This is a genomic window from Serratia sp. YWN4 (genome assembly GCF_055790845.1).
The window spans coordinates 4,850,582-4,876,695 of sequence record NZ_CM147696.1; the positions used below are offsets into that span (position 1 = coordinate 4,850,582).

General features: G+C 54.4%; 11 protein-coding genes, 2 pseudogenes and 1 CRISPR repeat array. Of the genes and pseudogenes, 7 read left to right on the plus strand and 6 right to left on the minus strand.

Annotated features, from left to right (window positions below; translation table 11 throughout):
* The first annotated feature begins 267 nt into the window (after positions 1-267).
* Entirely contained in the window at positions 268-1,683 is a 1,416-nt protein-coding gene (gene treB, locus ACX9GT_RS22365) for a PTS trehalose transporter subunit IIBC (RefSeq protein ID WP_473188778.1), read from the plus strand.
* A 60-nt stretch (positions 1,684-1,743) separates the two neighbouring features.
* Positions 1,744-3,408: an alpha,alpha-phosphotrehalase gene (gene treC / locus ACX9GT_RS22370; protein WP_473188779.1), complete on the plus strand. Its 1,665-nt coding sequence runs from the start codon at positions 1,744-1,746 to the stop codon at positions 3,406-3,408.
* Between the two features lie 1,063 nt (positions 3,409-4,471).
* Here the strand turns inward: treC and ACX9GT_RS22375 are convergent.
* Both ACX9GT_RS22375 and ACX9GT_RS22380 read right to left on the minus strand, forming a co-directional pair.
* On the minus strand, positions 4,472-15,673 hold the full coding sequence (locus ACX9GT_RS22375; RefSeq protein WP_473191668.1) for an amino acid adenylation domain-containing protein: 11,202 nt from the start codon (positions 15,671-15,673) through the stop codon (positions 4,472-4,474).
* 217 nt (positions 15,674-15,890) lie between these two features.
* Positions 15,891-16,526 carry a helix-turn-helix domain-containing protein gene (locus ACX9GT_RS22380; protein ID WP_473188780.1) on the minus strand — a complete coding sequence of 212 codons (636 nt, stop codon included), beginning with the start codon at positions 16,524-16,526 and terminating at the stop codon, positions 15,891-15,893.
* A 548-nt stretch (positions 16,527-17,074) separates the two neighbouring features.
* A CRISPR array of direct repeats spans positions 17,075-18,906; the repeat unit is 28 nt; unit sequence TTTCTAAGCTGCCTGTACGGCAGTGAAC.
* 230 nt (positions 18,907-19,136) lie between these two features.
* Between ACX9GT_RS22380 and ACX9GT_RS22385 the strand changes: the two genes are divergently transcribed.
* Positions 19,137-19,436, plus strand: a complete 300-nt coding sequence (locus tag ACX9GT_RS22385) for a GIY-YIG nuclease family protein (RefSeq protein ID WP_473188781.1) — start codon at positions 19,137-19,139, stop codon at positions 19,434-19,436.
* Here ACX9GT_RS22385 and ACX9GT_RS22390 read toward each other — a convergent pair.
* Positions 19,433-19,552 (minus strand): annotated as a pseudogene (locus ACX9GT_RS22390) (NAD(P)H-dependent oxidoreductase); the annotation flags it as partial. The gene ACX9GT_RS22385 and the pseudogene ACX9GT_RS22390 overlap by 4 nt on opposite strands.
* On the opposite strand from ACX9GT_RS22390, the pseudogene ACX9GT_RS22395 reads away from it, so the two are divergent.
* From ACX9GT_RS22395 to nrdG, 3 genes and pseudogenes are all read left to right on the plus strand, one after another.
* Positions 19,540-19,755 (plus strand): annotated as a pseudogene (locus ACX9GT_RS22395) (LysR substrate-binding domain-containing protein); the annotation flags it as partial. The pseudogenes ACX9GT_RS22390 and ACX9GT_RS22395 overlap by 13 nt on opposite strands.
* A 336-nt stretch (positions 19,756-20,091) precedes the next feature.
* Positions 20,092-22,230 carry an anaerobic ribonucleoside-triphosphate reductase gene (gene nrdD, locus ACX9GT_RS22400; RefSeq protein ID WP_473188782.1) on the plus strand — a complete coding sequence of 713 codons (2,139 nt, stop codon included), beginning with the start codon at positions 20,092-20,094 and terminating at the stop codon, positions 22,228-22,230.
* Between the two features lie 305 nt (positions 22,231-22,535).
* Positions 22,536-23,000, plus strand: coding sequence for an anaerobic ribonucleoside-triphosphate reductase-activating protein (gene nrdG / locus ACX9GT_RS22405; RefSeq protein WP_473188783.1), 465 nt, complete (start codon positions 22,536-22,538; stop codon positions 22,998-23,000).
* Here nrdG and ACX9GT_RS22410 read toward each other — a convergent pair.
* The 3 genes from ACX9GT_RS22410 to hpaX form a co-directional block, all read right to left on the minus strand.
* Positions 22,997-23,272, minus strand: a complete 276-nt coding sequence (locus tag ACX9GT_RS22410) for a type II toxin-antitoxin system RelE/ParE family toxin (RefSeq protein ID WP_473188784.1) — start codon at positions 23,270-23,272, stop codon at positions 22,997-22,999. The genes nrdG and ACX9GT_RS22410 overlap by 4 nt on opposite strands.
* Before the next feature lie 8 nt (positions 23,273-23,280).
* On the minus strand, positions 23,281-23,568 hold the full coding sequence (locus ACX9GT_RS22415; RefSeq protein ID WP_473188785.1) for a type II toxin-antitoxin system RelB/DinJ family antitoxin: 288 nt from the start codon (positions 23,566-23,568) through the stop codon (positions 23,281-23,283).
* Positions 23,569-23,686: 118 nt separating this feature from the next.
* The gene (gene hpaX, locus ACX9GT_RS22420) at positions 23,687-25,030 is read right to left on the minus strand and encodes a 4-hydroxyphenylacetate permease (RefSeq protein WP_473191669.1); all 1,344 of its coding nucleotides are present in this window, start codon (positions 25,028-25,030) and stop codon (positions 23,687-23,689) included.
* Between the two features lie 455 nt (positions 25,031-25,485).
* Here hpaX and ACX9GT_RS22425 point away from each other — a divergent pair, with 455 nt between their 5' ends.
* Positions 25,486-25,953: a MarR family winged helix-turn-helix transcriptional regulator gene (locus tag ACX9GT_RS22425; RefSeq protein WP_473188786.1), complete on the plus strand. Its 468-nt coding sequence runs from the start codon at positions 25,486-25,488 to the stop codon at positions 25,951-25,953.
* Positions 25,954-26,114: the final 161 nt, after the last annotated feature.

The window sequence follows — 26,114 nt, forward strand, 5'->3', positions numbered from 1 at the left end:
ATAAAAATATCCAATACGGCTTTGGACACTCACAGCTTGCGATAAAAGATCGCATCGCGCAAATCAATTTGCCATCTTTTATCGCAAAAGGATGTGTTTTACCATAAAACCAGCAACGCCTCCTCTGCCCAATACCAGAGCCATTTTGAACCTTTATTAACCATTCTGTGATCCTCAACCCATATTGGGAACGTTCCCATTTCAAAAAAACCAGCGAATGGCTAAGCTTTATTTATCCTCACCTCTGCGCCTAAAAAGGGTTTCATCATGAGCAAAGTTCAGCAGCAGGATATCGACCGCCTGATTGTGCTGGTGGGCGGCCGCGAGAATATCGCCACCGTCAGCCACTGTATTACCCGCTTGCGTTTCGTGCTTAACGATCCCGCCAAGGCCGACCCCAAAGCGATTGAAGAGCTGCGGATGGTCAAAGGCTGCTTTACCAACGCCGGGCAGTTCCAGGTGGTGATTGGCCCGGAAGTGGGCGATTACTATCAGGCGTTGATCGCCACCACCGGCGGCAACGAAGCCAACAAAGAGCAGGCCAAACTGGCCGCACGCCAGAACATGACCTGGTCCGAGCGCGCCATCTCGCACTTCGCCGAAATCTTCTTCCCGCTGCTGCCTGCGTTGATCAGCGGTGGTTTGATCCTCGGTTTCCGCAACGTGATCGGCGATATCCCGATGTCTGGCGGCCAAACGCTGGCCCAGATGCATCCGGCGTGGAAAACCATTTACGATTTCCTGTGGCTGCTCGGTGAAGCCATCTTTATGTTCCTGCCGGTCGCCATCTGCTGGTCAACGGTGAAAAAGATGGGCGGCACACCGGTGCTCGGCATCGTGATGGGCATTACCTTAGTTTCGCCACAGTTGATGAACTCCTATCTGCTCGGCCAGCAGGTGCCGGAAATGTGGAACTTCGGCTGGTTCACCATTCAGAAAGTGGGCTATCAGGCGCAGGTGATCCCGTCGATCCTTGCGGGCCTGACGCTGGGCTGGATCGAAACCCGCTTGAAAAAGATCGTGCCGGATTATCTGTATCTGGTGGTGGTGCCGGTGGTTTCTCTGCTGCTGGCGGTGTTCCTGGCACACACAATCATCGGCCCGTTTGGCCGCATGATCGGCGACGGCGTGGCCTGGGCGGTGAAAGCGGTGATGACCGGCAGCTTTGCGCCGATCGGTGCCGCGCTGTTTGGCTTCCTGTATGCGCCGCTGGTGATCACCGGTGTGCATCAGACCACGCTGGCGATCGACATGCAGATGATCCAGAGCATGGGCGGCACGCCGGTCTGGCCGCTGATTGCGCTTTCCAACATCGCGCAGGCTTCGGCGGTGCTCGGCATTATCATTATCAGCCGCAAGGCCAACGAGCGTGAAATTTCCGTACCGGCGGCGATTTCTGCCTACCTCGGCGTCACCGAACCGGCGATGTACGGTATCAACCTCAAATACCGCTTCCCGATGCTGTGCGCGATGATCGGTTCAGCCATGGCTGGCCTGATCTGCGGGCTGAGCGGCGTGATGGCCAACGGCATCGGCGTCGGCGGTTTGCCGGGCATTCTCTCCATCAAACCGCAATTCTGGCTGATCTATTCCTTGGCGATCCTGGTTGCCGTGGTGGTCCCACTGCTGCTGACCATCATGGTGTACAAACGCAAGGCCAGCCGCGGCGAGTTGCCGGTCTGAATCAATGAGAGGCCCACTCGCGGTGGGCCTAATGTAACAAGCAAAGAGGCTACGGTTCCGATGAGCAATCCTATCCCCTGGTGGCAAAACGGTGTCATCTATCAAATCTACCCGAAGAGCTTCCAAGACAGCACCGGTAACGGCTATGGCGATCTGGCAGGCGTCATCCAGCGGCTGGACTATTTACAGGAGCTAGGGGTCGACGCCATCTGGCTGACGCCGGTTTATGTTTCACCGCAGGTGGATAACGGCTACGACGTGGCCGACTACTGCGCCATCGATCCGGCCTATGGCACCCTGGCCGATTTTGAGCAGTTGGTGGCGCAGGCCCACCAGCGCGGTATCCGCATCGTGATGGATATGGTGTTCAACCATACCTCCACCGAGCACCCGTGGTTTAAGGCAGCCCAGGATCGTAACAGCCCGCTGCGCCAGTTCTATATCTGGCGCAGCGGCGAAGCGGATACTCCACCCAACAACTGGCGTTCCAAGTTCGGCGGCAACGCCTGGCAATGGCATGCGGCAAGCGGCCAGTATTACCTGCACCTGTTCGCCACCGAGCAGGCCGATCTCAATTGGGAACACCCGCCGGTGCGCGAAGAGTTAAAGAAAGTGTGCCAGTTCTGGGCGGATAAGGGCGTCGACGGGTTGCGCCTCGACGTGATCAATCTGGTGTCCAAACAGCAGGATTTCCCCAACGATACCCAAGGCGATGGCCGCCGGTTTTACACCGATGGCCCGCGCATCCATGAGTTCTTGCAGGAAATGAGCCGCGAGGTTTTCCAGCCACGCGGCCTGATGACCGTGGGCGAGATGTCCTCCACCTCGCTGGAGCACTGCCAGCAGTACGCGGCACACAGCGGCGCAGAGCTGTCGATGACCTTCAATTTCCATCACCTGAAGGTGGACTACGCTAACGGGCAAAAATGGACGTTGGCAGCGCCAGATTACGTCGAGCTGAAGCAGATTTTCCGCCACTGGCAGCAAGGTATGCACAACCGTGCCTGGAATGCGCTGTTCTGGTGTAACCACGATCAGCCGCGCATCGTTTCCCGCTTTGGCGACGAAGGCGAGCTGCGTGTGACCGCCGCCAAGATGCTGGCGATGCTGCTGCACGGTATGCAGGGCACGCCGTATATTTATCAGGGCGAAGAGATCGGCATGACCAACCCTGGTTTTAACCATATCGGGCAGTATCGTGATGTGGAAAGCCTGAATATGTACGCCGAACTGAGCGCGCAGGGCAGAAGCGACGCCGAGCTGCTGGCGATCCTGGCCAGCAAATCGCGCGACAACAGCCGCACGCCAATGCAGTGGAACGCCAGCGCCCACGCCGGGTTTACCAACGGTACGCCGTGGATCGCCTGCGCAGAGAATTACCCGCAGATTAACGCCGAAGCGGCGCTGGCGGATCAGGATTCGGTATTTTATGCCTATCGCCATCTGATCGCGCTGCGCAAGCAGTATCCGCTGCTGACGCACGGTGATTATCAGGATCTGGCCCCGGAACACCCGGCATTATGGTGCTATCAGCGCCGTTGGAACGGGCAGCGGCTGCTGGTGGTGGCAAACCTGAGCCGCGAGCCTTTGGTGTGGAACGCCGCAGGCGTTGAGCTTGCCGATCTGTGGCAACCGCTGATGAGCAACTACGCGGATGCGGCGGAACAACCGCAGGCCATGACGCTGCGGCCGTTTGAGGCGGTGTATTGGCTGGTGAAGGGGTAATGTTTTCTCTGTGGTATTCCCCCTAACGCGGGGAATACCACAGAATGGTGATTGGCTATTTATCGCATTATTTAAGCTGCCTGCGCGGCAGTGAACGATTTTGCGCGGGCCTACTTTAACTGTGCGCGTTTCTAAGCTGCCTGCACAGCAGTGAACACAGTAAACACAGTAAACACATCACATGGCAAAGCATGATTTTTCTAAACTACCTGTACAGCAGTGAACTTTATTCCTACCCGTACCGTCAAACAGATTTGTCTCTAAGCTACCTGCACGGCAGTGAACTTTCCGCAGGCGGAAGAAGGCACCCCGCAAATTTTCTAAGCTACCTGTACGGCAGTGAACTGCTGGCGCTCTCAACCCGGCGCTGAATCAGCTTTCTAAGCTGCCTGCACGGCAGTGAACTGAAGATCGCACCTTCATCAATATTCAGTTCTGTTTCTAAGCTGCCTGCACGGCAGTGAACATCGCGACTGAAACCCCACGGAGATACATCCATTTCTAAGCTGCCTACACGGCAGTGAACTGCCCATCCGTATGCTGGGTCATTCAGCTTAGTTTCTAAGCTGCCTACACGGCAGTGAACCTGTATAAAACACTGACATGGGGGTAGCTATATTTCTAAGCTGCCTACACGGCAGTGAACGGATTTGACCCAGACCGATCATAAATTCAGTGTTTCTAAGCTGCCTACACGGCAGTGAACATCAGTTTGATCAGCTCTTGCGGGGAGAGCTTTTTCTAAGCTGCCTACACGGCAGTGAACTTTTATCGCCAAGCAGCACCGCGCCAGAGTTTTTTCTAAGCTGCCTACACGGCAGTGAACTGTTCGAGCATAGCGCTAATCACTTTAATTATCATTGGTTAACGCCACCGAAGGCTAAAAAACCCTTTTCCATCGCGTATTTTTATCCTCTTTAAAATCAATATATTAATCACAAACTAAAAAATAGGCTCAACGACATCTCGGTTATGTCTCCACCGAACGCTTTCCGGGGAGTATCATCTCGCTAACCCCCGCACTCCGCCCCTCTGCAAAAGAGAGAGGCGGATTGCGTTATCATCACCGTAGCGGTTTTATCACCGACCGAATCTCGCTAACACAATCGATAATATTATGGTGATTACACGCTAACGGAATAATCTTCAGCCGATCACACGCGGCCCCGACTCCATTATCCTCGCTAAGCCAGGTTACTTTGTCGTCAACCAAAGACTGATGATAAGAAGACACCTGCGTGGCCTTAAACAGCGTGACTTCCGTATGCCGCAGTCGGCCAGAAATCTGCCCCTGGCTGATCGCCTGCTCCGCCTGTTCCACCGCCAAGGCACGCACAGCGCCATCCCCATCAATCCCCATTTCCGCCAGCATGTTTTGGCGTAGGTCCGGCATCTCCTGATAATTCACCTTGGCCTGATAGAAACTGTCCAACAGGTAAAGCTGGATATGCTTAACGCCACGCGCCTCCAGCCGGGCGGCGATCTCCAGCGCGATCACTCCGCCCAAAGACCAGCCCAACAGTTGGATCGTCGGTTGTTCCAATAACCCTTGCTGCTCCATCTGGGCCAGATAATAGCTCGCCACCGCAGGCAAATCGCTCAGTTGCTGCGGGTGATAAAGGTTGTAGTTATCCACCCCAAAGCAGTTGATCTCCCCCTCCAGAGCCTGGGCAAAATTGAGGTAGGTTTCACACCCCACGATCGCCGGGTGGATCAGCCACAGGTTTTCCGCTTCTGGCTGATAACGGTTAAGGCGCTGAATCGGCTGATAGCTTTCCACCGTCAGCATGCCGCGGATCGTCCGGTGCTTAAACAGCTTCACCACCGGCACGGTTTCTGCCAGCAGGCCGGACATTTTCTGGCACAGGGAAATAGCCAGAATGGAACTCCCTCCGCAGGCAAAGAAATCATCGGTCACCCCGATATTCTCCTGCTTCAGTGCCTGCTGCCATAAGGCGCACAGTTGCCGCTCCTGCTCGCTCTCGGGCGCCACATATTCACGCTCAGAGCTGGCGTATTCCGGTTCCGGCAGCCGTTGGCGGTCAATTTTCCCGCTGGCGTTAAGCGGGAATGCTTCTAGGAAGATAAACGCGGCGGGCACCATATACACCGGTAAGCGCTCTTGCACATGGGCGAGCAAGCGTGGGTGATCCAACGGCGCGTCACTCACGTAGTAAGCGATTAACCGCTCTTGTTCACCGGTGGATTTGAGCGCCAAACACTGTTTGATCGCGCCAAAATCCATCACGGTGCTCTCGATCTCGCCCAACTCAACCCGGTATCCGTTGATTTTGACCTGATTATCAATGCGGCCACGGAACTCCATATTGCCATCGGCCAGCCAGCGGCCGAGATCGCCTGGGCGATAGAGCCGTTCCCCGGTCACCGGGTGCCAAATAAATCGCTCAGCGGTGCGTTCCGGATCGTTGAAATACCCCGGCGACAGCCCAACGCCACCAATGTACAGCTCGCCGACAATGCCCGGCGGCACCGGGTTCAACTGCTCATCCAGAATATAAAAACACTGATTGGTGAGCGCTTTACCGTAAGGGATGCTGTGCTGGAATACCGCCCCTGGTTCCACTTCGTAGACGCAGGACAAAATTGACGCTTCCGTGGCACCACCGATGCTGATAAAGCGGCTGTCGGGCGCCCAGCGATGGCAGCGTTGCGGCAGGGTAACCGGGATCCAATCGCCACCGAGCATCACCTTGGTTAACCAAAGGTTCTGCTCAAGCTCTTGATATTCGACCTGCTGCATCAGCAACTCAAATAACGCCGGTGCAGACAGCCACAGCGTCACCTGATGCTCCAGCATCAACGCGCACCAGGCGTCCGGCTGATAGCGCTGTTTTTCACTGGGGATGACCAAACGCCCCCCCACCGACAGCAGGCCAAAAATATCATAGACGGAGAGGTCAAAACTCAGCGCACTGATGGCCAACGCGGCATCGCCAGGGCCAACCTTCAGGCGCTGGTTAACATCAACCAGGGTGTTATTGGCCGCCACATGCTGAATAGCCACGCCTTTCGGCACGCCGGTAGAACCCGAGGTGAAGATCACGTAAGCCAGCTTCTCGGGTATCACCGGCTCAGGAGGCAGGAGTTTGAGCGGTTGCAGCAGAGCGCGGGCTCGCCCGTTCTCATCCAGGCAAATCGTCCCAAACTCATCCCGCAGCCAAGGGCGATCGGTTAGCACCAAGCTGCAACCCGCTTGCTGCATGATGCTCAGCCGACGGTTTTCCGGCCAGGAGGTATCCATCGGCAGATAAGCGCGGCCAGCCATTAACGCCGCCAGCACTGCCACAATCTGCGCCCGCCCTTTATCCATCACCACCGCAACTAATGCCGAATAACCAAAATCGCCCTGCCGGATCTGGTTAGAAAGCACCAGCGCCCGCTGGTACAACTCGCCGTAGGTACAGCGCCCCAATGAGTCGATCAGCGCAATATCCTGCGGGTGAGCCTTTGCCCACTGCATAAACCCATCATGGATCGCACCGGCATACTCGGCAGATGGCCGGGTTTCAACCGCTGGTTGCAGGTATTTCCGCTGCTGATCGGCGCTCAACAGGCTCAAGCTGGCGACTTTTAACGCCGGTGCCTGCACCATGGCGCGCAATAACTGCTGGAAATGCTGAATCAGGCCGTTGATCGTCTCTGGCGCAAACAGCGCGCAGGCGTAGTTGAGGTTGGCGGTAAGCTGCGGCTGCCCGTCTTCCACCATCAGGCCCAGATCGAACTTCGCCACCTGATAGCAATCGCTCAGATCGAGCGGCGTAAACAACGGTTGTTTCTGCTGCCCGCCGATGGCCTGCTCGACGCTGAATACCACCTGGAACAGCGGCTGTCTGGAGAGATCGCGCTCCACATTCAGGCTTTCAACCAGGGTTTCCAGCGGCATGTCCTGATATTCCTGGCAGGCCACGGTATTGGCAAACACCTGCCGAATCATCTCATCAACGCGCATTTCCGGCTCAATCACATTGCGCAACGCCAGCGTGTTCACAAACAGACCAATCAGCGGTTCAACCTGCGCATGTGGGCGGTTGGCCACCGGTGCGCCAATAATAATGTCCTGCTGATTGCTGTATTTGCCGAGCAACAGGGTGAAACCGGTCAACAGCACGGCATGCAGCGACACGCCGGTTGCTCTGGCCAGATTACGCAACTGGTCACTCAGTTCGGCATCTAACCGGAAAGGCACCGTTGAGCCACGGTGATCAAACTGTTTTGGCCGCGGATAATCCGTGGGCAGCTCCAACTGCTGATACCCTTGCATTTTATCCAGCCAGAACTGCTGCCGGGTTTGGTGACGAGCACTCTCCGGCTGGCAATCCAGCCAAGCGGCATAATCCGCATATTGAATAGTCAGCTCAGGCAGCGCCAGCGCAGTATCTTTGGCAAAGAACGCATAATACGCCTCAAGCTCAGCCAGCAAGACGTTAGCCGACCAGCCATCAAAAACAATGTGATGGAAGTTGAGCAAAGAGAAACAGGTTAACCGGCCGCTGGCTTCCCGGCGTTCGATCAGCAGATGGCGAACCGGGTACTCTTTGCGCAGGTTGAATGGCCGGTTAATGGCGGCGGCCAGCGCCTGTTCCCATTGATCTGCCTCAACCCGCAGGCGTTCAACCGGCAGCGGTTTCTGCTGCAAAGCAAACTGCGTGTAGCCCGCTTCGGCCTGCTGCACCACCGTGCTGCGCAGCAAATGGTGGCGCTTGACCACCGCCTGCAACGCCAGTTGGTAAGCACTGACATCAATCTCCGCCCCCAGCTCAAACAGCATCGGGACGTGATAGAGATTGCTGCCCTGCATCAGTTCTTCGATAAACCACAAACGCATCTGCGATGAAGACAGTGGATACCGGGTCTGCGCTTGTGCGGCAATCGGCCAAGGCGAATGCGCTTCTGCCTGCTGCTCCAACTGCTGGCAAAGCTGCCGGATAGTCGGGTTAGCGCTGAACATGGCAAACGTCACTTCTCGTGCCAGCGCTTGGCTCAAGCGGTTACACAGGGTGATCGCCTGGATCGAATTGCCACCGCTGCTGTAAAAATTATCGTTAACCCCAACGCGTTCACAGCGCAGCACCTCGGCCCACAAATCGCAGCAGAGTCTTTCCTGCTCACTGACCGGAGCCTGATATTCCTTATGATTAACCGTCGGTTCTGGCTCCGGCAGCGCGCGGCGATCGATTTTACCGCTGACGCTTAGCGGGAAGCTCTCTAAGGCAATCAAATCGGCGGGGCGCATATATTCCGGCAGCGTCTGCGCCAACAGGTTATGCAGATAAGCGTGGTCCATCGGTTGGCTGGCGGTGTAATACAGCAGGATCCTGGGGGATCTGACCGTGACCAACGCCACGCACTGGCCGATCTCCGCAACGCTAGACAACGTACGCTCGATCTCGCCCAGTTCAATGCGGTAACCATGGAGTTTCACCTGATAATCGATGCGGCCCAGGAACTCGATATCCTCATTTTCCAGCACGCGCCCTAAATCCCCGGTACGATACAGGCGCTCGCCGGTGATCGGATGAAAGATAAAGCGTTCGGTCGTGCGTTCCGAATCCTTGAAATAGCCCTGCGCCAAGCCCACGCCAGCGATGTACAACTCACCGGGTACGCCCTGCGGCAGCGGTTTCAGTTCGCTATCCAGCACATAAAGTGACTGGTTCTCCAGCGTCACCCCGAGCGGAATGCTTTGGCTAAAGTTTTCTGCTGGCCCAACTTCATACATGGTTGAACAGATAGCGGATTCGGTCACCCCCCAACAGTTGAAGATACGGCACTGCGCGGCCCAGGCGTAACCGCGCTGCACCAAGGCCGGTGCCACCCAATCGCCCCCCAGCATCACCACACGCAACGGGAAAGCCGATTCGCTGGCGTATTGCTCAACATGCTGAAGCAACAGATCAAACAGGGCCGGGGTTGACTGCCAGATCGTCACCTGATGCTGCGCGACCAGTTGATAGCAAGCCTGAGGTTGATAACGCTGTGCTTCCGTTGGGATCACCACCCGCCCGCCCGCCGACAGCGCGCCAAAAATGTCATAGACCGACACGTCAAAACTCAGGGCGCTGATGGCAAAAACGGCATCTTGCGGGCCGACGTTCAGCCGGGTATTGATAGCAATAATGGTGTTACCGATCGCCGCATGGGCGATCGCCACGCCTTTCGGCACCCCGGTAGAACCGGAGGTGAAGATCACATACGCCAAGGCATCCGGTTCCACCGGCTGCGGCGCGAGTAACGATTGCGGCACGGCTAAGCCTGCCGCTTTGCCTGCCCCATTCAGCAGCAGCGAGGTGAACGCTTCGTTTTGCCAAGGTTCATCACACAGAACAATGCCCACGCCAGCCTGCTCAATAATCGCCAAACGGCGTTTTTCCGGCCACGATTTATCCATCGGCAGATAGGCTTTGCCTGCCATCAAGGTGGCCAGCACGGCTGCGATCTGCGCGCGCCCCTTGTCCAGCAGAATTGCCACCAACGCCGAATCACCGCCTGCGCACTGGCGTATCTGGTTCGAGAGCACCAGCGCCGCCTGATACAGTTCGCCGTAGCTGCAACTCCCCAGGGCATCAACGATAGCGATATCATCAGGGTGCCTGCGCGCCCAATCCATAAAGTTCCGGTGCAGAGCAAAACGATAGTCAACATCCGGGTTCACAGGCTGTTGAACTGGCACAGTTGCCGCCAACAGCGGCAGTTGCTGATGCGGCACGTACAGATGGGCGGGCAGATGCGCTAGCATAGTCACCAGCAGGGATAACAGCGTGTCGGCCTTTTGCTCGGTCAGATACTGGTTGGTATACGCCAGCGCCAGCATCAACCCATCATCTTGGTTATAGGCCAGCAGATTCAGCGGATAATCCGTTTTCTCGGCGGTAGAACGGATGCGCACCTGCATGTCGTGCATATCCACGCTCGGATAGTTTTCAAACACCAGCAAGGTGTGGAACAGCGCTTCGCCGCCACGGCTCAATTCAGCCAAAGGCTGATAGCTGTATTCATCCAGTTCGTTCAGGGAGCGCTGAATCGCCTGCAACTGCTGCAAGCAACTGTGGTCGTTATCCCATTCCACCACCAGCGGCAGAGTATTGATATACAAGCCAACGCTTTCCGCAATCCCCTCGATCGGCAGGTTACGACCAGACAGCGTGGTGCCCACCAGCGTCACTTCCTGCTGGCTGTATAAGTGCAATAACTTATGCCAGGCAAACTGCAACATAACGTTCAGCGTCACCCCCTGGTTCAGGGAAAGCTGCTGCAATGATGAGAGCACAGCGGCGGGCAACAGGCGCTTAAGCGTGGTTTGCTCGGCATTTTTTACGCTTTTTGCCTCATAAGGCACGCTGAGCAGGTATGAGATGTCATTGGCTTGGCATTGGCCGATCTGCCGCCGTTGCCAATAGGCCCGGCTATTTTCTGCCTGTTCCACATAATAGCGCTGCGCTTGCAGGTAGGTGGTTTCCTGCCGGGCATCTGGCCGCTGCCCCGCCTGTAATTGCCGGTAGGTTTGATGCACGTACTCCAGCAGTAGCTGGCCGCTCCAACCGTCCGTAATGCTGTGGTGTACGGTATACACCAGGCAATAATGCTGTTCGCTAACCCGCACCAGCCGCAGGCGGAACAGACCCGGCTGCTGCAAATCAAACGCCTGAGTGCGCTGCTGCTCGCACAACTGGTTAAGGGCCGTTTGCCAATCTTCCTGCTGCCGGTAGTCCGCGTATTGCCAGTCGATGGCGATTTCGCTGCAAATCACCTGTAGCGGCTGCCACTGCCAGTTAAAGGCGGTGCGCAGGATTGGGTAGCGCACCGCGGCCAGCTCCCACGCCTGCCGATAACGCTCAGGATTGAGGTCGGTAAGGTAATCCAGCACCATTTGCACGCGATAGCTGGCGTCATCCGGTTGGCTGACGTGATGGTAAATAAACCCCTGTTGCAGGCTATTGCAGGGGAAGATCGCCTGCGGCGCATAGCGCTGTTGCAGCGCCTGCCGCACGGTTGCGGGCAGTTCATCGCCCATTGCCTGCGGCAAACGGGCACCCTGCTCAATCAGCAGATGTACTTCATGGCTAAATTGCCGGGCAACCTCCGCCAAGCCAGCCGCTGTCAGCATGCCATCCAAACGGAAACAGAGCTGCTCATCGGCGATCCAGCTATTGAGGATCAGCAGATCGCGGCTGGTATTGGCCGGGTGGCTGTTTTGCCCGGCGAATTCGGTCAACAGTTGCCAGTCCGCACCGTGATCGGCAAATTGCCCCAGATAGTTGAAAATCACACCCGGATAACGCAGTTCGGTTGCTCGGCTACGGAGCACACCATAACCGACGCCGTGGTTTGGCACCGCCGCCAGCGCGGTGTGAACTTGCTCGATATCCGCCTGCGGGTTATCCGCCAAGGTAAAGTTCACCGGATACAACGCGGTAAACCAGCCGAGGGTGCGGCCAACGTCCGTTTGGCCACCAGGCAGATCGCGCCCATGGTTTTCTAGCATCAGCGTATGGCTATTCGCCCGGCTGTAATGCCGCAGGGTGCGCAGCAGGGCGGCCAACAGCACCTCATTCACCGGCCCGTTCGCCTGCATCAGCCGATCGGTAGCTTCGGGCCCAAGCTGGCCGTAATGCAGGTTCAACCTGTCGCTCAAGGTGAACGCCGCGCGATAATCCCGTTGCTGCTCACATTGCTGCCGCCAGTAATCCCCTTCGGTTTTATCGAGAGGAACATAATCCAACAAGGCATTCACCCATTGCCGATAGCTGGCAGATTTGGGCCCCAATGCTTCGCCAAGATACAGGCGGCGCAGATCCTCCACCAGAATGCGCCAGGATACCGCATCGATAATCAGGTGATGGCAGGCAAAGAAAATGCGCGCAGAACCATCCTGATAACCATCAACATAGCCAAACTGCCACAGCGGGCCGTGCTGGTAATCAAAACCGCTTTGCCAACTGCCAAATAGCGCGGCTAATTCGCCATCGGCCAGTTCAGAGCGGTTGCAACGCTTGATGGGCTGAGAAGCGAGTTCCGCCCGATAATACTGGCGATAACTCTGTTCCTCTGGCGTAAAACCGGCCCGCAGCATGTCGTGGTGATTCGCCAGTTTATCGATCGCCTGTTGCAGGCGGCCCAGATCCAATGCAGGCACCCGGATCAGGAATGATTGGTTCCAGTAATTGTCTTGCTCAAACGCCTGCGCAAAGAACCATTGCTGGGTCGGTGCCAGAGCAATGTCTTGACTGAGGTTCCCCTGCTCCGCCAGTTGCGCGTCGGGCAAGGCTGCGGTGGCGAGGTTCTCCAGCAACGCGGCAATCGAGCGATACTGATACAGATCCTGGGTGCGGAATGCCATACCAATACGGCGCATTTCCGACACTAAGCGGATCGCGGTGATCGAATCCCCGCCAAGGCGCAGAAAATCATCGTTGATGCCGATATCCTCCAACCCCATGACCTGCTGCCACACGGCCTGCAACTGCTTTTCCTGATAGGTGCTGGCTGGGCGATAGCCGTGGCTGACCTGGCTGTAATCCGGCTCTGGCAGCGCGCGCGTATCCAGTTTGCCACTGATGGTCAGCGGCAGCGCCAGCAGTTGAACCAGCGCTGCGGGCACCATATAGTCCGGCAGCAGTTCGGCCAACTGGCGTTTTACCTGCTCATCATTCAGCGTTATCTCCGCCACGTAATAAGCCACAATGCGCGGCGTCTCGCGCCCCTGGATCACCACAGCGCAGTGCGCCACCGAGGACACCGCCACAAAGGCCTGCTCGATCTCGCTGAGCTCGATCCGATGGCCACGGATCTTGACCTGAAAATCGTTACGGCCGACGTATTCCAACTCACCACTGGGCAGCCAGCGCACAATATCGCCGCTGCGGTACAGCCGCTGATATTCGGCTTCGCCTGCCGCCGCAAACGGGTTGGCAATAAACTTTTCCTGCGTCAGCTGGGGCTGATTCAGATAGCCGCGCGCCAGCCCAAGCCCGGCAATATACAGCTCACCGGCAACGCCAAGCGGCAGCGGTTGCTGCTGGTGATCCAGCACATACAGACGCACGCCGGGCAGCGGCCGCCCGATATTATTGGCCCCGTTGTAGCGGTAAAGATTGATCGAGGTGCAAACGCTGGCCTCAGAAGGCCCATAACCGTTAAACAACCGGTGCCCCAAGCGGGTGTAGTGATCGAGGCACACCTGCGAGGTTGCTTCCCCCGCCACGACAATCCGTGATAAACAGCCCGGTATTTTCGGCTGTAGCTTTAATAACGCGGGCGGCAGAATGGCAAACTCAACCTGATGGTGTTCAATCAGAGCCAACAGCGCGGGCAGATCGTGGCGCTGTTCTTCAGACGCCACCACCAGCGTATGCCCACCGCACAAGGCGATGTAGGTTTCTGCCACATGGGCATCAAACACCACAGAAGCAAATTGCAGGCAGCACAGCGTTTCGTCAGGCTGGCTGATGGCGGCCTGGAACCCGCAAATCATATTGAGCACCCCTTGGTGCTCCAGCAGGGTTCCCTTGGGCTGGCCGGTGGTCCCTGAGGTATAAATTACATAGGCCAGTTGCTGGGGAGTAAGCTCAACCGCCAAAGGCGCATCGTCACCCTCAACCAGATCGTCCAACACCCACAGCTCGGCGGGCAGGGCCATATCCTGCAATTTTGCCTGTAGCCCTTGCTCGGTGATCAAAAGCGGGGCGGCGCTATCGGCCAGAATATAGCTGATGCGCTGCTTGGGGAGCTGGGGCTCCAGCGGGATATAAGCCGCCCCGGTTTTCATAATCGCCAGCATGGTGACGATCATCTCTACGCCTCGGTTCAGGCACAGCGGTATCAGGGTATCTGCGCCAATACTTTTTTGCGTGATGCGCTGATACTGTTCGGCGATCCGGCGAGCCAGCCGGTTACTTTTCTGTTCGAGCTGGCAATAGGTCAACTGCTGCCGATCATCAATCAGGGCAATACGCTGTGGGTATTGCTGCGCCTGACGGGCGATCGCCTGCGGCAAAGTGCCCGCCGCCATCGCCACCGCCGATGGTTGGGCGTTCCAATCGATCAGTTGTTCGCGCTGTTGGGCCGGGGTAAGCAGCGGGAAACGGCATAATGGCTGTTCTGGGTGCAGCAACGCCTGATTCAGTAACTGCTGGTACTGTTCGGCCATCGCGCTGATTTGCTGTGGGGCAAACCGATCCGGCGCATAGCGGATGCGGAATGCCATGTTTTCACCCTGTTCCTGATACTCCAGCACCAACTCAGCGTTAGCCAGACTATGGTCAAACCGGTGGTTACAGAGTGCCTGGCACCCCGCCAGATCCAATGTCAGGTCGTTGAAATGGGCCTGCGCAAAGCTGACATTCAAGCGCAACCCGCTGTTTTGCAACACCTCGTAGATCGGCCAACGGGTGAAACGTAAACCCGGTTTGGCTTTCAACGCACGGCTGTGAGCAAGAGTTCGCTGGTAGATATCCGCAAAGCCATCCTCTGGGCGGACAAAAAAGGGGAAGATCGCCGTGTTCACCTGCGCGCCTAATTTCAGGTGGCTGCCACTCTCCATCGAGACCGGGTAAGCAATATGTACGGCATCGCTTTGGCAGTAGCGTGCTATCAATAATGCCCAAAGCGTTTTGAAGATCAGAAATGCATTAGCATGCCTGATAGATGACTTCAGCGCGTGCCATTTTCCGAGAGATATTGAGAATTGTACATGCTGACCTGATAATTGATTATCAGGGCAAGGCAGATAGGGAAGCTCATTAATTTTTGGCAAACCAATCAAGGATTTTTTCCAAAATTCAGCAGAATTAGCCGCCGCAAGCTCATTTAATTTCAGCCGATACTCTTGGTACTTTTCGGTGATATCTCCTGCATCATTAGCCTCATTACCCGGCGAGGTTTCATTATTATAAGCATGCGATATTTCAGCATACAGCTCAGCCGTCGAAAATCCATCAACAGTGACATGGTGTAAAACCAGAACAAACTCATACACGCCATGTTCACCGTTCTGACATAATCCATAGCGCAACAGTGGCCCATTATTTAAATCAAAAGGCCGTGCAGCCAACTCCGCTAATGCTTGCAGGTTATCGCACCTTTCTAACCCCGTTGCCGCACTGCCTTCATTTTTACGCCATAAAAGCTCATCGCCCTCTTCAACCAAATGGCTATGTAATACCGGATACTTGGCAATAACGCTTTTTATCGCTCTCTCAAGCCTATGGATATCTAATGATCCGGAGATACTCTGATCCATCACCATATTGTACTTGGTAGATAAAGGTTCAAGTTGCCATTCCGTCCAAAACAGTCTTGTATAAGGTGTTGCTAATGCCGTATGCACGTCAAATCCCTCACTGACAAAAAGAATATCCAATAGGTTTAAATTTCAAAATTTGTTCGATTTATAGCAAATAATACATAAAACAAGCCATGACCATTTTGAAATGGCTTTTGTCTTGTTTTATGCTCTCTATACCTTAGTTCGGAACGAAGAGATTTCTGATGTCCACAAGCCGGGCATTGATGATGTCCACCCTGTTTTCATCCTTTAAATTCAGTAAAATACGCTGAATACAGCTACGCGATAACGTTGTACGCTGCTCAATAAACTTCAGCACTGAGGTATTCGATCGAAAATCCTCAGGAAATTCCATCAAATGTACCAACATATTTTTTACAATATCTTCAGACTTATATTTCAAGACGCAGCTATCCCGTAAATAAAGCAATGACATCTTGTAAGATACCGCGCTGATATACTCTTTTTGCAAGTCAAGCTTATTGATAAGATACTGCGCTCGGGTCCGAGATATCTGATATAAACAGCTATGGGATCCTAACTCTATCGAGTAATAGACTCCAGCCCCTGGATAAAATGACAACCCGATGACATAAGGGGAAAAAACAGTAGAAATGATAAGATCATCCTCTAACCGGCAAAGGTTAGCACTCCCTTCTTCCAGCAAAAAAAGCTTAAAAAACTCAGGGTCGTTTTTTATTATAATACCTTTTGTCGTGTCTCCAGGTTGCTTAGGGGCTATTTTCTCCGCATGAGGAATCAGGTCATTAAGTAGACGATTGAACGCGACGTAAGGTTTTTCAACTTTGAACATACTTCACCGTTTTCTTTACAAGACAGACTACTTCTATCTTGCGCATATCAATTACCAGCCTACAGAAGAAGCATTGATAATGTTTAGCACTCTTTAACTGTCTATACGATGTTATAGAAAATGGCTCAGCCATGCATCAGAATCAATAAAATAATATAATCATCTAAAATGAATAATAAAAAATCATGATGCAATATAAAACACTAGAAAACGGCACTGTGATTGGATGTTAATCTACAAAAATGAAAACGTGCGGGAGTTAATAAAAAGAAAAAAAAACCCTAACCATGTTAATTAGTAGGTCATTTGATTTATACCTCATAAGTGTTATAAGCCGCCATTTTTACCAGAGTGCCGAGCACTTTTTTAGGCGTTTTTCACGAGCGGAAATAGCCTGTGACTTTGCAGGTTATGCCTTAAAGGATTTGCGGGCGACATAGCGATAAATTGGTCTGTGATCGATTTAAACCACGCTGCCCTAACCCGTAAACAGTTGCTGCCTGTGCGGCAGTGAGCAATCTGAATCAGGCGGCGCGGGTCGTATGCCGTTTCTAAGCTGCCTGTACGGCAGTGAACCCTGTCGATCTCATGCGTTACCTGTGCCGCCTTTTCTAAGCTGCCTGCACGGCAGTGAACGCGGGTACACGTAAATCAGCTGTGGGGCTGGTTTTCTAAGCTGCCTGCACGGCAGTGAACCAGGATCTTCGGATTGCCACTTACTCAGATCTGTTTCTAAGCTGCCTGCACGGCAGTGAACTAAGTTAGCCAGCGAAATCACCCAAACATTTGTTTCTAAGCTGCCTGCGCGGCAGTGAACCTCATGGAGGCTATCGTCGGTGGTTGCCTGTTTTTCTAAGCTGCCTGCACGGCAGTGAACGGGCTAGTTACGGTGTAATATCCACTTTACCTTTTCTAAGCTGCCTGCACGGCAGTGAACATGTTGCGCTTGTCGGCCTGAGCCTTGAGCAGTTTCTAAGCTGCCTGCACGGCAGTGAACCGCAGTCTGTGCGACTACTGTGTATCTGTACATTTCTAAGCTGCCTGCACGGCAGTGAACGAATCTACTTGGAAGGCCGCAGCCCGCTCACCTTTCTAAGCTGCCTGCACGGCAGTGAACTCATCGTGCTACCTCCCACTTAATATTGTCAATTTCTAAGCTGCCTGCACGGCAGTGAACTGGATGAATATTGGTATGAATCAACCGGTGTATTTCTAAGCTGCCTGCACGGCAGTGAACGAGCTGCACCATTAAAGGGGTTGACTCCGTCATTTTCTAAGCTGCCTGCACGGCAGTGAACTGTGAAACGCCCTGGCGCGGGGGGATGATATGTTTCTAAGCTGCCTGCACGGCAGTGAACCGGATGGCCGATCACGAAGGGTGCTTCACAGAGTTTCTAAGCTGCCTGTACGGCAGTGAACCCTGGGGCGGTGCCGCCATCGGGATGGATCGATTTCTAAGCTGCCTGTACGGCAGTGAACACCATCCTGTTGTTGTGGATGGTGCTAGCTTATTTCTAAGCTGCCTGTACGGCAGTGAACGGCAACCATTCCCAGACCTCGCGACCTTTAACTTTCTAAGCTGCCTGTACGGCAGTGAACTTTTCGTGCACGTTAATAGTTGCAGTTGGTTTTTTCTAAGCTGCCTGTACGGCAGTGAACCCAGCCACACGCAGCCGCATACGCCGTTCTTTTTTCTAAGCTGCCTGTACGGCAGTGAACGCCGGAGATGGCACCGGCCCCGCAAGGGCACTTTTCTAAGCTGCCTGTACGGCAGTGAACAATACAACAACGATGATCTGATGGAAGCAATTTTTCTAAGCTGCCTGTACGGCAGTGAACCAGGCCGCCGATCACGCTTTGCTCTGCTTCCATTTCTAAGCTGCCTGTACGGCAGTGAACGAATTACCATAGCGCGCCAACGGCAATGTTACTTTCTAAGCTGCCTGTACGGCAGTGAACGCACCTTCCGGGGTGAGAATGTTGCTGACCAATTTCTAAGCTGCCTGTACGGCAGTGAACCCGAAAGCCAAACGGCCCTTTGGTGAGCGTGATTTCTAAGCTGCCTGTACGGCAGTGAACGCCCAACGGCGAGCGGGGTGTTTGACTGGAACTTTCTAAGCTGCCTGTACGGCAGTGAACTATCCAGTTTTGGCAACAGCGTTCTCGCAACTTTTCTAAGCTGCCTGTACGGCAGTGAACTGTTATGTGCGCAACCCACTGTCCGGATTCGCTTTCTAAGCTGCCTGTACGGCAGTGAACGACCAGGTAGTTAACCGCGTTCGGCGGGCTCATTTCTAAGCTGCCTGTACGGCAGTGAACGCTGGTATGCGTCTTCGCTATCAGACGATTTGGTTTCTAAGCTGCCTGTACGGCAGTGAACCGTTCAAGAATAGCGCTAACCGCTTTACTTATCATTGAGTAACAACGTAAAAGGCTAAAAAACCCTTTCTCTATCGCCTTCTCTTCTACCCTTTAAAATCAATCTATTAGCTATGCGCTAAAAAAGAGGGTCCACGGCACCTTGGCTATTTATCCGTTGAACTCTTTTCGACAACGCTAAAGAATAGCGGCAGGTTGTATTTTGCTTGATGAAAAACGGTATAAGCATTTATGAATGAAGTGATCTGGCACCTTTATATGCTGCGCATGCCGGGCGGCATGCTGTATACCGGCATCACCACCGATGTGGCGCGGCGTATAACGCAGCATCAGGCCGGTAAAGGGGCGAAAGCGCTGCGGGGAAAAGGTGAGTTGATGCTGGTTTTTCACTGTCAGGCGGGTGATCGCTCAACGGCACTGAAGCTGGAATATCGGGTTAAGCAACTGAGCAAAAAACAGAAAGAAAGCCTGGTGATACATCAGCCCAATTGCCTGAACGATTTACTCACAGATACGCGCCAAAAAGCCTAAAACCGCTGTACCAACTGCACCACGCCCGCCGCTGCTTGCGCCAAACGTTCATCGCTCATATCAAATACCCCTTGCACCAAATGCGGCGGCAGATAATCCATGCCAGCCAGAAATGCTGCTGGATGCCGCCCTGGCCGGGCTGGGAATTGTCTACCTGTCACGCTGGTACGCGGAAAAACATTTCGCACAGGGCACGCTGCAACCGCTGTTGCAGAAATATTGGCCACGGCCAACACAAAATACCTCGGCCGATCTGCCGCCACGGGTGCGCGCCTGGGTCGATTTTTTATTGAACCACTTTCGCCACTCCCCGGCGTGATGCGATCGTCATCACGCTTTAGCGATCTTGTTGCCTCATGGTCATTTGGCGTTCAGCCCGCTGATAGCAAGGGCTGCCATTCTTCCGGATATTGACCGTTGTACAGCGTTCAAACGCTCTCCCGAATTCTTTGTCCCAGGTCAAAAAAACCGACGTAACGCCCATATATAGTGCTCGCAGTAAATTAATCATCTATATATAGTAGTTATCCACAAAGTCATCCACACGCCCCCGCAGCCCTTGTGTTCTGCGGCATTGCCCTGTGGATAAGCCGAAACTGTGCCAATACCCCAGCACGCGGGTATAACGCTCCCCAACGGGAACAGGAGTAACAACGTGAAACCAGTAGTGATTAAACGGGACGGTTGCCAGGTCTCTTTTGACGAAGAGCGCATCAAGCAGGCCGTTGAGCGGGCCGCGCTGGCCGCTGGCGTTGTCGATGCCGACTACTGCGCTACCGTCGCCCGTGTGGTCGCTCAACAGATGGAACAGCAGCCGCGTGTCGATATCCATGAGATCCAGCAGGCGGTCGAAAACCAGCTGATGGCTGGCCACTACAAGCAACTGGCACGTACTTATATTGAATATCGCCACGATCGCGATGTGTCGCGCGAGCTGCGCGGGCGGCTGAACCAGGAGATCCGCGGCCTGGTGGAGCAAAGCAACGTGGCGCTGCTGAACGAGAACGCCAACAAAGACAGCAAGGTGATCCCCACTCAGCGCGATCTGCTGGCCGGGATTGTCGCCAAGCACTACGCCAAACAGCATATCCTGCCGCGCGACGTGGTGCTGGCGCACGAACGCGGTGAGATCCACTATCACGATCTCGACTACTCGCCGTTCTTCCCGATGTTCAACTGTATGCTGATCGATCTAAAAGGCATGCTGACCAACGGCTTCAAAATGGGCAATGCCGAGATCGAACCGCCGAAGTCGATCTCCACCGCCACCGCCGTCACCGCGCAGATCATCGCTCAGGTGGCCAGCCATATTTATGGCGGCACCACCATCAATCGCATTGATGAGATCCTGGCGCCCTTTGTTACCGCCAGCTTCCACAAACACCAGCAGATAGCGCAGCAGTGGCAGATCCCGGATGTGGCAGGCTATGCGATGGCACGCACCGAGAAAGAGTGTTACGACGCCTTCCAATCGCTGGAATACGAAGTGAATACCCTGCACACCGCCAACGGCCAGACGCCGTTTGTCACCTTCGGCTTTGGCTTGGGAACGATCTGGGAATCGCGCATGATCCAGCAGTCGATCCTGAAAAACCGCATCGCCGGGCTGGGCAAAAACCGTAAAACGGCGGTGTTCCCGAAGCTGGTGTTCGCCATCCGCGACGGCCTGAACCACAAATTTGGCGACGCCAATTACGATATCAAGCAGTTGGCGCTGGAATGTGCCAGCAAGCGCATGTACCCGGACATCCTCAATTACGATCAGGTGGTGCAGGTCACCGGTTCGTTCAAAACCCCGATGGGCTGCCGCAGTTTCTTGGGGACTTACGAAGAGAACGGCGAGCAAGTCCACGATGGCCGCAACAATATCGGCGTGATCAGCCTCAACCTGCCGCGTATCGCGCTGGAAGCCAACGGCGATGAAAGCCGTTTCTGGGCGCTGCTGGATGAGCGCCTGCTGCTGGCGAAAAAGGCGTTAATGACCCGCATTGCGCGGCTGGAAGGCATCAAGGCGCGCGTGGCGCCGATTCTGTATATGGAAGGTGCCTGCGGCGTGCGGCTGAAAGCCGATGACAATATCGCGGAGATCTTCAAACATGGCCGAGCGTCGATCTCGCTGGGCTATATCGGCGTACATGAAACCATCAACGCGCTGTTTGGCGCAGAGAAGCACGTATATGACGATGAGCAATTGCGTGCTAAAGCCATCGCCATCGTCGAACGCCTGAAGGCGGCGACCGAAAGCTGGAAAGCCGAAACCGGCTACGGCTTTAGCCTGTACAGCACGCCGAGCGAAAACCTGTGCGATCGCTTCTGCCGCCTGGATACCAGCGAGTTCGGCGTGGTACCGGGCGTGACCGACAAAGGCTACTACACCAACAGTTTCCACCTCGACGTGGAGAAAAAGGTTAACCCTTACGACAAGCTGGATTTCGAAGCGCCTTATCCGCCGCTCACCAACGGTGGGTTCATCTGTTACGGCGAATACCCGAATTTGCAGCACAACCTGAAAGCGCTGGAAGACGTGTGGGATTACAGCTACACCCGCGTGCCTTATTACGGCACCAACACGCCGATTGACGAGTGCTATACCTGCGGCTTTACCGGCGAGTTTTCCTGCACCAGCAAAGGCTTCACCTGCCCGAAATGCGGCAATCACGATTCGGCCAAAGTATCGGTTACCCGCCGCGTTTGCGGTTATTTGGGCAGCCCGGACGCACGGCCGTTTAACGCCGGTAAGCAGGAAGAGGTGAAACGCCGGGTGAAACATTTGGGGAATGGGCAGATTGGTTAACAGCCCCCTCACCCTAACCCTCTCCCACAGTGAGAGGGGATGGACGGTGCCAGATTTTAGTCCAGCTCCCGCCCGAACCATGCTTTTCTCCCTCTACCTAGGGGAGGTGAAACGCCGGGTGAAACACCTGGGGAATGGGCAGATTGGTTAACCTTGGTTAACAGCCCCCTCACCCTAACCCTCTCCCACAGGGAAAGGGAATGGACGGTGCCAAATTTTAGTCCAGCTCCCGCCCGAACCAGGCTTTTCTCCCTCTCCCTAGGGGAGAGGGTCGGGGTGAGGGGAACAAAAAAGAAGCTAATACCATGAATTACCACCAGTATTACCCCATCGACGTGGTCAACGGCCCCGGCACCCGCTGCACGCTGTTTGTGGCCGGTTGCGTGCACCAATGCAAAGGCTGCTACAACCAAAGCACTTGGCGGCTGGATTCCGGCCTGCCGTTTACCCCGCAGATGGAAGACCAGATCGTGGCCGATCTCAACGACGTTCGCATTCCGCGCCAAGGGCTGTCGCTCTCCGGTGGCGATCCGCTGCACCCTGCCAACGTCGCCGCCGTGTGGCAGTTGGTAAAACGGGTACGCGCCGAATGCCCCGGCAAGGATATCTGGCTGTGGACCGGTTATAAGCTGGATGAACTGGATAGCGAACAGCGGCAGATCGTCGACCAGATCAACGTGCTGATCGACGGCAAATTTGTGCAGGCGTTAAAAGATCCGGCGCTGATCTGGCGCGGCAGCAGCAATCAGGTGGTGCATAAGCTACGTTAGCTGGGGAATTTTTCACGCTGATGGGCAACGGCCAGGATTTTTATGCTGTCGCCCACAGTCAGAGATATCAGCACCAGAGAGGCCTTGCTGATCAATAGGTTGCGTGCCTCTCCATACCAAGGCTTACCCAAATTCGGATTATCCAATAATCGTTTAGCAGCCCGCTCAATCTCAGCATCGGCCTGCTCCGCTGCCAACGAGTTAAACGGATAGAGAAATTCAAAAATGCGTTCCCGATCCTGCAACGCAACGTCATCCCATTCGATGCGCATGATCTTCCTTATTTAGCGGCGTATCTGGCCCTGACCTTAGCTTTAAAATCATCCATTCGCTGCTCAGCCTGCGGTTCACTGACGTAAACCGCATTCCCTTCATGCAAACGGGCAAAAGCGGCGTCAACCTTCTCCTTGAGCCAATTTTCATGCTCTTCGGTTGCGCGTTGTTCATCAGCCAGTTGTTCTGCCAAGCGACGGCAGGCTTCACTTAAGGTGGTGCCTTTAGCCTCCGCCGCTTTCTGTGCCAATCGCTTTGTTTCATTTTCAATACGAAACTGGATACGGCTTTCCATTCTTAAATCCCCTGAGCCTACTCAAATAATTCATCACTCATGAACAACTAACGTTAGCACATTTGTGACAACACAATAAACTCAGGTGATTGATTTTCGTTCATAGTAAACGGGCTTTTCAGGGAGCCGCTCTGGGGCGGCTGCCCTTCATGGGGATCAGCGAGACCACCACCGCCCCCAACACCAGAAAACCGGCGACCAGATAAATTCCCGCATTGAAACTGCCCGTCACATCCTTCAACCAACCCATCAAGAGTGGGCCCAGCGCTGCGCCAGTCATCCCTGTGGCATTGATCACCGCGATACCGATAGCGCGCGCCCGCAGGCTGATGGATTGATCCGGCGTGGTCCAGAAGATCACCATCGCGGCAAACGCCCCGGTAGACGCCATAATAATCCCCAGTAATTGCACCAGACTGGTGGTACCCAATGCGGTAAACATCCAGCCTGCCGCGGCAAAAAGATAGGGCAGTAACGTATGCATTTTGCGCTCCTGCAAACGGTCTGAACGTTTACTCCACCAAATCATCCCGATAATGGTACAGACCTGCGGAATAGCGCTGAGGAAACCAATGGTGATATTGCTGCTGCTTTGATTAAAGCTCTGCAAAATCAGCGGGGTCCAAACGCTTAAGGCGCTTAGCGTGTTGGTCAGGCAAAAATATGCCAAGGTGTAGAGCATAATCACCGGGGTAAACAGCTCACGCCACATGCTGCCGCTCTGCAACGCGCTATAGCTGGTGCTCCCCTGGGCTTGCACCAGGCTCAGCTTGTCTGCCTCCATCATTTCCTGCAAGCAGGCTTTGTCGTCATCGGTTAACCATTTGGCCTTGGCCGGGCTGTCATCCAGATAAAACCAGACCACCGCTCCCAGCAGCACCGAAGGAAAACCTTCCAGCAGGAACAACCACTGCCAGCCACGGAGATCCAACAGGCCATCCATGCTTAATATGTAGCCGGATGCCAGCGAACCCAGCGCCATGGTGACCGGCATCGCGATCATGAACAGGGCATTGGCCCGCGCGCGATAGTAGGCAGGGAACCAGTAGGTGAGATACAGCAATAAACCGGGTAAAAAGCCAGCTTCGGCAATCCCGACCAGCATTCTCAACACGTACAGGCTGTTAGGGCCAGTGGCGAACATCGTGGCGGTAGAAGCCACGCCCCAGATCACCATAATAATCGCAATCCAGCGCCGTGCGCCGACGATCCCCAGCATGATGTTACTGGGAATACCGCACACCACATACATCACGTAAAACAGGGTGGTTGCCAGGCCAAACATGGTGCTGGTCAGGCCGAGATCTTTCCCCATGGTCAGACCGGCAAACCCAATGTTGATGCGGTCCAGATAGGAGAAAACAAACAGAATGAATAAAAACACCAGCAGCCGACGAAACAGCTTGTTAATAACGGCCTGTTGGCGGGCATTGAGCCGCGCACCATCGGCCGCAGGGAGCATCGGCGGGTCACACTGTATCTGCTCAGAAGAGGGGCTACCGTTCATGATATCTCCGCAATAATGTTCATGGGTGTTGAAAATCCGGTGCAGGCACGCGGATAGGCGATCCCTAGCGTTATCGGCTCGCAGGGAATATATAATGTTTTGATATTTATATTAAAAATGGCCGTTCCCAGAGGTTCTCATGAGCCATCTCTTTTTCGTTATTGCTCAATTCGACACCAAAACATGGGCTCACTTATAGGAAGGAACAGATTCGGGTAGCAACAGGTTTCTGCATAAATGATACAAAAATGTTAACCATGTTGCATTTTTGTATCATTTATGTGCGATATTCGGCCATAACACGCTGGCGATCGGCAAGGAGAGCATCATGAGGTATGTGGTAATGCTATAGACCCCCACCATTAGCAGCTATAATCAGCGCGAAAATACCTCCCTCAGTAAGGAAAATCATGAGCCAAATACCAGATAGTCCGTCTCCGGAAGATCCGGTTTTTCACCGTGAGGAATTCCCGTTTTACTGGATCGTCAATGTCTACGCGCGTTATACCCAAATCATGGAAGTCACGCTCAAGAAGGTTCAGCTGGACGTGTCGCGTTTTCGGGTGCTGGTGATCACCCGCCTGTATGGCAGTGCCAGCATCTCGCAGATTTCCGAACATGCGATGGCTAAAATGCCGACGGTCACCAAAATTGTCGGGCGGCTGCGTGACGATGGATTAGTGACGACCGTCAGCAGCGAACGGGACGCCCGCGTGACGGAGGTGACGCTCACCGCGGCTGGCAAGGCCAAAGTGGAAGAGGCGCACCGCCTGACGCAAAAGGTATTTGAAAAAGCATTTAAGGGCATGACAGCGGCACAGCGAGAAAAAATGAACCAGTCTCTAGGGCGAGTCTTGGATAATCTCAATGAGCTGTAACCGCCCCCGCGCTACCCCGATCGCAAAACTGTGATCGAGTTATTAAAACAACAATTAACATCCTGTAAATAAAGACGTTATCACCACCGCCTGGGATTTTCCTTCGGCGGTTTTTTTGTCGAAAAATAACCTGATTTTTCAGATTATTCATTGTGATAGCT